This is a genomic window from Nitrososphaera viennensis EN76, assembly GCF_000698785.1.
GTDB lineage: Archaea > Thermoproteota > Nitrososphaeria > Nitrososphaerales > Nitrososphaeraceae > Nitrososphaera > Nitrososphaera viennensis.
Genome location: NZ_CP007536.1, coordinates 216,442 through 225,468, shown reverse-complemented (window position 1 = coordinate 225,468; position 9,027 = coordinate 216,442). Strand labels below are relative to the sequence as shown.

The following is a 9,027-nucleotide window of genomic DNA, read 5'->3' as shown; positions in this document are numbered from 1 at the left end:
ATATGTGGCAGAAAAGCTGCACAAAACGAAAATCATCATGTCAACCGAGGCCCGGAACCTGCTCCTTGAAGGCAAGGTACAAGAGTTCAACGCGTGGAGGATGAAGAACCTGACGACAAAGCTGGACCTTACCGGCGCAGATCTGTCTGGCAAGAACATCGCCGGCGCGTACCTTAACGGCGTGGTGGCTACAAACGCCAACTTTTCCAAGGCAAATCTTTCAGGGGCAAACTTTGTGCAGGCAGAACTGAGCGGCGCAAACTTTGAGGGCGCAAACTGCAAGGAGACGCTTTTCATGTACGCAGAGATGAAGGGCGCCAAATTGTCCGGCGCCGATGCCACAAAGGCGAATTTCATGTGGGCAAACCTGTCCGGCGCAGACATGGGCGCAGTCAAGATGTTGCAGACCGTGTTCGTGGAAGCAAACATGCAGAACGCAAACGTGGCAGGCTCTGACAGGATGGGAGCGTACCTGAAATACGCGAAACTCGATGGCACTCCTTGGAACGAGAAGCGCTGATTATTCGGACAAACGTTTATTAAGTAAATTAAAACCAGTTTTTGTATATGGCGCAGACTCCTCCACCACCGACAGGAGGTAAGGTGTCAAGGCGTGACTTTTTAAAGCTCATGGCTGCTGCTGGCACCGTCATGACATTTACGCCGTTTGTAGACTGGGGCAAGTTCCTTCCAAACCCTACGGGAAACCTTAGCGAAAGGCAGCCCGTGGAGCTCCCGGACGGCAGTCAGGCTAACGTTAAAGATTTTCCGGTTAACCACTCTGAGGCAATCATCTACCCCAAGACCGACGATGAGGTCCTCAACCAGGAGGCTTTCCGCACATGGCAGTTCATCAGGCTGCCAGAGGAGCTTGGCGGTGCAAAGAACGATGCCTCTGCTTTTCGCATCTACAGCATGGTGTGCCTCCACCTCTGGTGCCTCTGGAAGTACTTTCCAGACACAGGCCGCAAGAGGGGAGAATGCCCCTGTCATGGCAGCATGTACGACCCGATGACGGGCAAGGCATTTGCAGGGCCGGCTTCACTCCAGGGCCCGCCCTCGAACGTGCTCCCGATGCTCAACGTTGAAGTCGACAAGGACGGCAAGATATGGATAATGCCTCCGACATGGAGTCCAGATAAAAACGGGATTGTTGGTTATGGGCGCTTCCTTAACGTATGAGAACAGCCTGACAAGATTCTTCCGGTGGATGTACGCCGGCGTAGAGCGAACTATATTCATGGGAATGAAGTTCACGTTCCCCGGAAGGTTCGTCAGCCCGCTTGGCTTCCTCGGAATGCTCACCTTCGTGGTATTCATAATTCTGGGCATCACCGGCGCGCTGCTCATGCTCTGGTACGAGCCTATCCTCGACAGGGCGTGGAACAGCGTCAAGAACATCAACGACACCATCCCCTACGGGTTCCACATACGCAACATCCACTACCACGCCTCAAACGGCATGGTCATGCTTGCCCTCCTCCACATGTATTACCAGTATTTCAGTGGTAGGTACAAGATCAGGAACGAGATCCTGTGGGTGACAGGCATCATACTGGGCGTGCTCACGATTCTCGAGGCATTCACTGGCTACGACATCATATTCTCAGAGCGCGCAGAACTTGCAATCTCTATCGCCGCGTCGCTTACCAACTCTATACCCATCATGGGTCCGCAGATGCGCGAAGCGTTCTTTGGCGCCGGGTTCCACGACTTTATCCTGCGCTTTTACACCTTCCACGTGTTCATGCTTCCAATCGCGCTGCTTGGCCTCATGGTAGTCCACTTTCCCAGATTCCTGGTGTTTGACGTGCCGATGGTCATGGCGGTCGCCGGCGCAATCATGCTCACGGGAGGAGTGTTCCCGGTCGGCCTCGGGCTGCCGTTCGATCCCCACATACCTCCGGGCATCACGGTGCCAGAGTGGTATCTCACGGGCCTATACGCGTTCCTCAGGACGATGTACGACAAGTTCGTCACAGGCGTCGCGTGGCCGGGCCTGTTCATTGGCGCGCTCTTGCTCATACCGTTTGTCGACAGGTACAAGAAATTCTCCTGGAAGGACAGGCCGATTATCACCGCGGTAGGCATCACCAGCCTTGCGCAGATACTTGTCACCACATACTGGGGATTCTACATCGACCCGGACACGCACAAGGCGCTGCTAGAGAGGCTAGTCATCGACCCTATATTCTTCTATCTGGTCATGATAGTGCTCGTGCCACTGTCGTTTGGCTTTACCTACATGATGATAAAGCTGGCCAAGCACGCAGAGGCCAACGCCAAGGCGCAGCCCAAAAAGGCCGGCAAGTCTTCAATAGAGCTGTCGCAAAAGTGGATCTACGCCCTGTTCGTGGTCCTCATAGGGTTTCAGGTGTACCTGAACATTGCCGCATACTATGCAGTGCTTGACGGCATGAAGAACTACTCGCTGTTCATAGTAGGCATCATGATGCTCGTCTTTGCAGGCATGTTCCACCTCTACAGGTATGGCAAGGCGCAGGCAAAGGCGCCACCGCCCAAGCCGACCCCGCCGGCACCCAAGCCAGCGGCAGCGCCTCCAAAGCCGGCGCCTGCAGTACCGACGCAGGAAAAGCCGCTTGCCGCTCCTTCAGGCGCGCAGCCAGCGGCCAAGCCGGCAGAAAAGCCAGCGCAGCTCCCGCCGCAAAAGACTGCAGCAACAACATCCCCAGGTCCCGCTTCAGGAACCAAGACAGCAGCAACCACCACTACAAGCAGCGGCGCAGAAAATAGCAGCAATCCAGACGTCAAGGGCCCGAAAAGCCCATGACCCAAACAAACTTTATATGTGAAAATAAATTCACGGTGATCACCAGATGACAAACCACGCCGGCGGCATCAGCATTATCGCGTTCGTCATCGCAGTAGGCATAAGCATGGGCTACTACCAGTACATGTACGTCCCGGCAGTCAATGCCAAGCCGATCCTCCCGCCAGCAGTGCTGAACCCGCCAGAAACCCTGACAGTCAAGATAACCCCAGGCTCGTCCGTTGAATCCAACCCCAAGTTCTTTGAACCGAAGGACATGCGCTCTGCAATCGGCCTGAACAACCACATCATATGGCAGAACAACGATCAAGTCCCACACAGCGTAACCAGCGACGACGGATATATCGACAAGATAAACGGCAAGTTTGATACGCTGGCCACAATCGGCCTCATCCCCGGCGGAGAGACGTGGGAGTTTACGATCACTGCAGTAGGGACGTACCACTACCACTGCGAGCCGCATCCGTGGATGCAGGGTTCTATCGAAGTAACAGAGAGCTTTGCCTAATCAGTTAGGGATACTGTTGCGTCATTTGTGATGACTAGACAAATATCATCATCTCACAACCAGCTACTTTTAAGGAAGAATGTTATAGAAGTAGCGAAACGTGGGGCAGAACAGATTCGAGAGGAAAGTACGGAGCTTAGAGCGGTTACAGACTATCTATCTCATGCTCAGTGGGGCGCTATACGGTGCTTTGCTAGCAGTGCCGTTCAATTACTTTGTCGATTCTCTCAGTACAAATGCAGTGCAAACGCTGGTGACAAACTTCCCGTTTGTCATAGTGTATCTGGTTGTCATGGTTCCAGCAGGCCCGCTAATCCTCTCTTTTGCATTTTCACTGAAACACCCAGAGAAGAGGATAATTCCGCCGATGTTCATTCAAATGATTGGAATTGCCATCTTCATTACGGATGTCGTTCTACATAGTAGAGATTTCAATCTAACATTTGCTGCAATTTATCTCAGCTTGCTCAGTATCATGCCATTGGGGACATTTCTGGATCAATTCATCGTCTTCTTGCTGGAACGGTTTGTCAAACCAGAAGATTTGAAAACTTCAAGGCTCAAAGTCTACTCAGATCAGAAAACGGTTTCCAGCATAATCGAAAACCAAGCTAGAAACACACTTCACCTAAATGAAAAACCGTTAGAACATTCTGAGCCCTCGATCATCTTCAAAACTATGAAGGACGAACGATTTACAACCTACATTGAGATTGAGCCTACAAATGAAGATGGCACCACTCTTGTGAATATGGTATTCTTGGAGAAAGGGGATTATGCTACTGTTGATTCTAACGATTTGAAAGAATACCAGCGCGAGAAGGCGGTATATCTACAGAGAGTAATGCTTGATGAACCAAATGACATATTTGCCGAAACTGCTAGTGGTACTCACGCTGAACTGCTATCAAGAATTAATGACGATTTGCTAGGAGTATATCAGAGAAGCAAGGGTCTTAGTAAGGCTGAAAAAATCAGATTGGTGGCTTACCTGCTATCTCCAATTCCACTTGGCATTTACATTAGCATTGTTGGTTATGATGCAACAACATATGGCGCTATCATAGGAACATTGATTTCGGCAGTTACAGATACATCACGAATATTCATCAAGAATAGGAGAACCGCACGCGATGATGAATGAGCTAGTAAACTATATCCTAAGTATATCCATATGGCTATAAGCTTATATAGTGTATATGCATATGGATATACGTGAGCAAAACGGCAAGCACGACAGAAGAAAACGAAAATGTCAGGTGCAAATATTGCATGTCCTACAAGGTAGTAAAAGACGGCAAGGTACACGGCCAGCAGGTCTACAGGTGCAGAAACTGCTCACACCGTTTTTACAACAACGGACAGCCTAGCAAGATGAAGGTAAAGAAGCATGTCATAGTGGCAGCCCTTAACCTATATTTCGATGGCCTGTCAGTCCGAAAGGTGCAGAACCAGCTTGCTCAACTGATGGGCGAAAAAGTTGATTCATCCACAATCTACCGTTGGATTGTCAAGTACTCCACATTGGTCAGCAAGTTCTGCGAAGAGAAGATGAACCCAGAGACATCAGGCAAGTGGCACGAAGATGAAACCATGATAAAGTGCGAGGGTAGAAACGTCTGGTTCTGGGAAATGATAGACGAAGAGACAAAATTCCTAGTTGGCTCACACCTAGGCGGCGAGCGCACAATCGAAGAGACAATGAAGATATTTGAAAGTGCAAACAGGATAACAAAAGAAAGGCCAAAAGTAATCTTTGTGGATGGTAGCAACAGCTATGACAGAGCGTTCAACAAGGTCTACTACAGCAGGTACAAGGCTAACCGCGTCGAGCTTGTCAAGCGTGTTGGCATTCAGGCAAGGACAACCAACAACGTCGTAGAGCGTGTACATGGAACGTTGAAAGACAGGCTGCGTCCTATGCGTGGACTAAAGAACGAAAAGGCATCTAAGATACTGCTTGACGGCTACGTTGTAAATTACAACTATGTCAGAAAGCACCAAACGATAAAGAAAACACCCGCGCAGCGGCAGGCATCCAGATAACTAACGGCTGGTCAGAGCTGATAGACAAGGCGACTCAGGATCAGGCGTTGGAGCATGGCGGCGAACGAAAGCCTGAAGAGCAGGTTGTTGAGGTGAAGGCATGATGGCGAGGGCTTTAGTGACACTCCCCGATAACTTGATGGAGATTGTCGATAGCCTGAAAGGTACGATGGGAGAGGGCAGGTCAGACATAATTAGGGCGATAGTTACTTCATGGATGTCTGAGAAGGGATACCTGAGGGGAGACAAGAATGAGTAAAAAGCGCAACTTGGAAGCGGAGATTGATGACCTTAGAGAAGAGGTCTCTATGCTTAATACTATGCTAGACAGCCTGTCAGATGTGCTGGAGGAAAAAGGCGTCATAACTCAGGCAGACTGGGAAAAGAAGATTAAAGAAAATCTAAGTGCCAAATAACTACCTCTCAACGGCGATATTTGCTCTTATGAGCATCGCATTGTTTGCGGCGGGCTATGTATTCGCAATATCACATTCAGACAAAATGACCACAGAGATAATTCTTCTTTTCACATTGGTTTCATGTGTGGTGGTGATTTCTATGGCTGCTTTGAAGGTAGCTCGCAACGCTATTTGTCATAGATTATCCAAACGATAGCTATGACAATTGCAATTATGCCTGCTATTACGAAAAGTATGGGTAATCCTGTAGTATCTTGAAGTCCAATAAGCTGCACCATTCCTCCAGTCATCCATCCTATGAAAACAAGAACAATACCTGTGATAAGAAGCGCATACTTTTCTTTCATGTGGGCTTTCAGCTTAGCTTGAGAAGATGCACTTAAGGTTTGTTAGAGGGCATCACAAATGACGCAACAGTATCCTTTTTTACCACCTTTATGTAGGCAATGTCAGAAAAGATTTCCTTGTGCTCCTGTATGAGACTCACGCGGAACTTGACGCTTGTATGATCTTTTCCTGCTGGAGGCACGTGGTTCGTTGACGATACAAACTCTACCACGGTCTTGCCCTTCAGCTCATCCTTGAATATCGACAGGCGGGCGTACGGGTGCTTGATTTTTTTGCCGTTTAGCAGGCTGTAGGAAAAGACGTCGCTTGAATTCTCTATCTGCGAGTTTATCGCCACGCTGTCCCACCTGCCGGCGTAGTTTATCGTGACTGTTCCATGCAGTTCCTGGCCGGCGGCCACCTCTTTTTCCGCAAGCGAGATTGTGACTTCGTTTGCCAAGACAGGTACCCGGCACCGAAACGAGGATTTAAACTAACTAATTCTAGCGGTTTATCTAAAATCGTTGAGCAGCGAAGTAGAAAAGCAATCCTGCGATGAATGTCGATGTCGCTTGCCTGCCCGACGTGCAGAAACTCGGTATACGAGTACCGCGACGGCCGCTGGACAGAGTGGATATGCTGGCGCTGCGGCCACTACCAGGCAGACACGCCGGCGTTTACAGCGCAGCCGGACCTCTACCGCGACATTGTTCGCAAAAACGGCAGGTATTTTATGCAGAAATACGCGCGCTATGCAGCAGCAAGAGCTGTGCACCGCTCCAATAATAATAGCCTCTCGCATAGTTGAACGACTCAAGTTTTTTGTGAGTATAGAGGGTAGAGCCCTACCAGCCAGCGCGTACACATGCATCATATGCACGCATGCACATGCACGCACACACGTATATACGAGTTAGGCGTTGAATAACCTGTGTCCGAGATTCACTCTCAGGATGAGACGTACGAGCAATCCTACCTGCTGGGAGACCTTGAATCGCTTGGCTTTTCCTCAATACGGCTCAACGAGTTCAACGATAACACCGAGCTCCGCAATCTGGCAAACTGCATCAAGGAAGCGTTCCTAAAGGAATATTCTTCCCAGCAACACAAAGTCTAGAGTCAGTGCAGGCCGGCGGCAGTAGTCGTAGTTGTAGTGGCAGTTATCTTTGTTATCTTGCTCTCTTTGGGGTATAACGTCTGTCCCACTTCTTTGTACGTCTTTAAAAACCGCCTGCCGCTCTCCGTGGTGCGATACACCCCTTCCTTCGGGGCGTATTCCAGCATGCCCCTGTCCACCAGGATCTCCAGGTATTCCTTCAGTTGCGGGAATGAAATAAAGGCGCTGTACATTATCCGGGTCTTTATTGCCCCGCCCTGCGCTATCTCAAGCATGGCTGAAGCGATGTCCATCCTGCTCCTGTTTTTCATAAAAGACCTACGGAATTATCTTTTAAAAGAGTGTTGTACTGACTGACAGTGCGCAGTGCGACGGGTAAATGATTTTGCAGGCAAAGGTGATGAGTACGACGGTAGAAAAACCGCCCGGCCACTTTTGCGCCGTTTTTGACCGTATAACTATATTAACGGACTGGCGGTAGAATTATAGATAAAATCTGTTGCAGGAACAAGCTATGCCGCAGCGGATGACAAAGGTCAACGGGCTTGCCACAAGGTACCTCGACTACGGATCTCCAGCCAAGGGCGCCAAGGACCTCGTCCTCCTGCACGGCCTAGGCGCCTCGCTGGAGCGCTGGCTGCTCGTGGCGCCCACTCTGTCAAAATATTTCCGAGTGATAGTGCCGGACATTGTCGGCTTTGGGTACAGCGACAAGCCCACGGTGGAATACACCATGGACTTTTTCACCGATTTTTTCGACAAGTTTCTCCAGAACCTCGGCATCGAAAAGCCTCACATCGTCGGCTCGTCCTTTGGCGGCCACCTGGCCGCAGAGTACGCTATCCGCAACAGGCGCAAGATTGACAAGTTGGCGCTTGCCTCGCCGGCGGGCGTCATGCGCACGTCGACTCCAATCCTTGACCAGTACATAATGGCCGCGCTCTACCCCACGTACGAAAACGCCCTGAAGGCGTTCCGCGACATGGCGCACGACCCGTCCATAGTCGATGAAGGGACGGTGACAGATTTCGTCAGGAGGATGAACCTGCCAAACGCGAAATACGCGTTCATGTCGACGCTCCTTGGCATGAGGTACTCTCCGCCGCTCAGGGGCAGGCTGTCGTCGGTAATCGCGCCGACCCTGGTGATATGGGGCGACGAGGACAGGATGATCCCTGTCCAGTACGCCAAAGAGTTCCGGGAAGTGCCAAACAACGAGCTTGTCGTGATAAAGGACTGCGGGCACACACCCTACATCGAAAAGCCGAAGACTTTTAACAGAATAGTGCTAAAGTTCCTTGCGGGAAAGGAAGAGCTTGTCCCCTAGCTGCTGCTACTAGCCGTCGGCCTTTTTTCTCCGGCGCTCTATGGGGATCACTATCACCTGCACCAAGTCGCCGTCGTCGATGTCAAGCGCCTGCCTCTCGGCTTCCGGTATGGAAATCCTGCCCCCGCTCTGGACCGTGGTCTTGAACATGGCGTTGTAAAAGCTCAGGCCGCGCAGCATGGCAAGGTAGTTCTGCATGGCGTCTGCCTGCATCGCGGAAAACTGGCGGGCAAAGTCCTTCTGGGCCTCACCACCCTTCTCCAGCGCCTTCTTGAAAGCCTCGATGGGATCGGTCGGGTTGTCGTTGCTGCTACTACTGCTCATGTGCAGGCATTGGGGGTCGGGTCATTTATTTAACGTTAGCCTTTCCATTCAGCTGACCAAAACAGCCCACGTTTTACATCAACGGAGATAGTAACACGATTACTTACAGAAATAGCTCGCACGCGGCGCTTTTTAGAAATAAAACGTGAAAGAGAGAACTACTTGGTA

Annotated in this window: 15 protein-coding genes; 11 read left to right on the top strand and 4 right to left on the bottom strand. The window is 50.5% G+C overall.

What is annotated here, in order from left to right:
- The first annotated feature begins 37 nt into the window (after positions 1 to 37).
- The 8 genes from NVIE_RS01275 to NVIE_RS15105 all read left to right on the top strand — a co-directional run bounded on the left by NVIE_RS01275 (position 38) and on the right by NVIE_RS15105 (position 5,761).
- Positions 38 to 520: a pentapeptide repeat-containing protein gene (locus NVIE_RS01275; protein ID WP_158435029.1), complete on the top strand. Its 483-nt coding sequence runs from the start codon at positions 38 to 40 to the stop codon at positions 518 to 520.
- A 47-nt stretch (positions 521 to 567) separates the two neighbouring features.
- Positions 568 to 1,182 carry a twin-arginine translocation signal domain-containing protein gene (locus tag NVIE_RS01270; RefSeq protein ID WP_075053665.1) on the top strand — a complete coding sequence of 205 codons (615 nt, stop codon included), beginning with the start codon at positions 568 to 570 and terminating at the stop codon, positions 1,180 to 1,182.
- Positions 1,160 to 2,791: a cytochrome b gene (locus tag NVIE_RS01265; protein ID WP_084790552.1), complete on the top strand. Its 1,632-nt coding sequence runs from the start codon at positions 1,160 to 1,162 to the stop codon at positions 2,789 to 2,791. Before NVIE_RS01270 ends, NVIE_RS01265 begins: the two co-directional genes overlap by 23 nt.
- Before the next feature lie 46 nt (positions 2,792 to 2,837).
- Positions 2,838 to 3,299, top strand: coding sequence for a cupredoxin domain-containing protein (locus tag NVIE_RS01260; RefSeq protein WP_075053664.1), 462 nt, complete (start codon positions 2,838 to 2,840; stop codon positions 3,297 to 3,299).
- Between the two features lie 253 nt (positions 3,300 to 3,552).
- A complete protein-coding gene (locus NVIE_RS01255; RefSeq protein WP_144239396.1) occupies positions 3,553 to 4,443 on the top strand; it encodes a hypothetical protein in 891 nt (296 codons plus the stop codon).
- Between the two features lie 71 nt (positions 4,444 to 4,514).
- Positions 4,515 to 5,345 (top strand): IS6 family transposase, encoded by an 831-nt coding sequence (locus NVIE_RS01250; protein WP_075053662.1) that lies wholly within the window; start codon positions 4,515 to 4,517, stop codon positions 5,343 to 5,345.
- A 100-nt stretch (positions 5,346 to 5,445) separates the two neighbouring features.
- Positions 5,446 to 5,604 (top strand): ribbon-helix-helix domain-containing protein, encoded by a 159-nt coding sequence (locus NVIE_RS01245; RefSeq protein ID WP_084790551.1) that lies wholly within the window; start codon positions 5,446 to 5,448, stop codon positions 5,602 to 5,604.
- A complete protein-coding gene (locus NVIE_RS15105) occupies positions 5,597 to 5,761 on the top strand; it encodes a hypothetical protein (RefSeq protein ID WP_158435028.1) in 165 nt (54 codons plus the stop codon). The genes NVIE_RS01245 and NVIE_RS15105 overlap by 8 nt, the downstream gene beginning before the upstream one ends.
- 170 nt (positions 5,762 to 5,931) lie before the next feature.
- Here the strand turns inward: NVIE_RS15105 and NVIE_RS01240 are convergent, their stop codons facing one another.
- The gene (locus tag NVIE_RS01240) at positions 5,932 to 6,111 is read right to left on the bottom strand and encodes a hypothetical protein (RefSeq protein ID WP_075053661.1); all 180 of its coding nucleotides are present in this window, start codon (positions 6,109 to 6,111) and stop codon (positions 5,932 to 5,934) included.
- A gap of 32 nt (positions 6,112 to 6,143) precedes the next feature.
- The gene (locus tag NVIE_RS01235; RefSeq protein ID WP_084790550.1) at positions 6,144 to 6,551 is read right to left on the bottom strand and encodes a hypothetical protein; all 408 of its coding nucleotides are present in this window, start codon (positions 6,549 to 6,551) and stop codon (positions 6,144 to 6,146) included.
- A gap of 105 nt (positions 6,552 to 6,656) precedes the next feature.
- Here NVIE_RS01235 and NVIE_RS01230 point away from each other — a divergent pair, with 105 nt between their 5' ends.
- Positions 6,657 to 6,899, top strand: coding sequence for a hypothetical protein (locus tag NVIE_RS01230; RefSeq protein WP_144239395.1), 243 nt, complete (start codon positions 6,657 to 6,659; stop codon positions 6,897 to 6,899).
- 123 nt (positions 6,900 to 7,022) lie between these two features.
- Positions 7,023 to 7,208: a hypothetical protein gene (locus NVIE_RS01225; RefSeq protein WP_075053659.1), complete on the top strand. Its 186-nt coding sequence runs from the start codon at positions 7,023 to 7,025 to the stop codon at positions 7,206 to 7,208.
- 2 nt (positions 7,209 to 7,210) lie between these two features.
- Here the strand turns inward: NVIE_RS01225 and NVIE_RS01220 are convergent, their stop codons facing one another.
- The gene (locus NVIE_RS01220; RefSeq protein ID WP_075053658.1) at positions 7,211 to 7,519 is read right to left on the bottom strand and encodes a winged helix-turn-helix domain-containing protein; all 309 of its coding nucleotides are present in this window, start codon (positions 7,517 to 7,519) and stop codon (positions 7,211 to 7,213) included.
- Positions 7,520 to 7,722: 203 nt separating this feature from the next.
- Between NVIE_RS01220 and NVIE_RS01215 the strand changes: the two genes are divergently transcribed.
- Positions 7,723 to 8,535 carry an alpha/beta fold hydrolase gene (locus NVIE_RS01215; RefSeq protein WP_075053657.1) on the top strand — a complete coding sequence of 271 codons (813 nt, stop codon included), beginning with the start codon at positions 7,723 to 7,725 and terminating at the stop codon, positions 8,533 to 8,535.
- A gap of 9 nt (positions 8,536 to 8,544) precedes the next feature.
- Here NVIE_RS01215 and NVIE_RS01210 read toward each other — a convergent pair whose 3' ends face one another.
- Entirely contained in the window at positions 8,545 to 8,859 is a 315-nt protein-coding gene (locus tag NVIE_RS01210; protein WP_075053656.1) for an AbrB/MazE/SpoVT family DNA-binding domain-containing protein, read from the bottom strand.
- Positions 8,860 to 9,027: the final 168 nt, after the last annotated feature.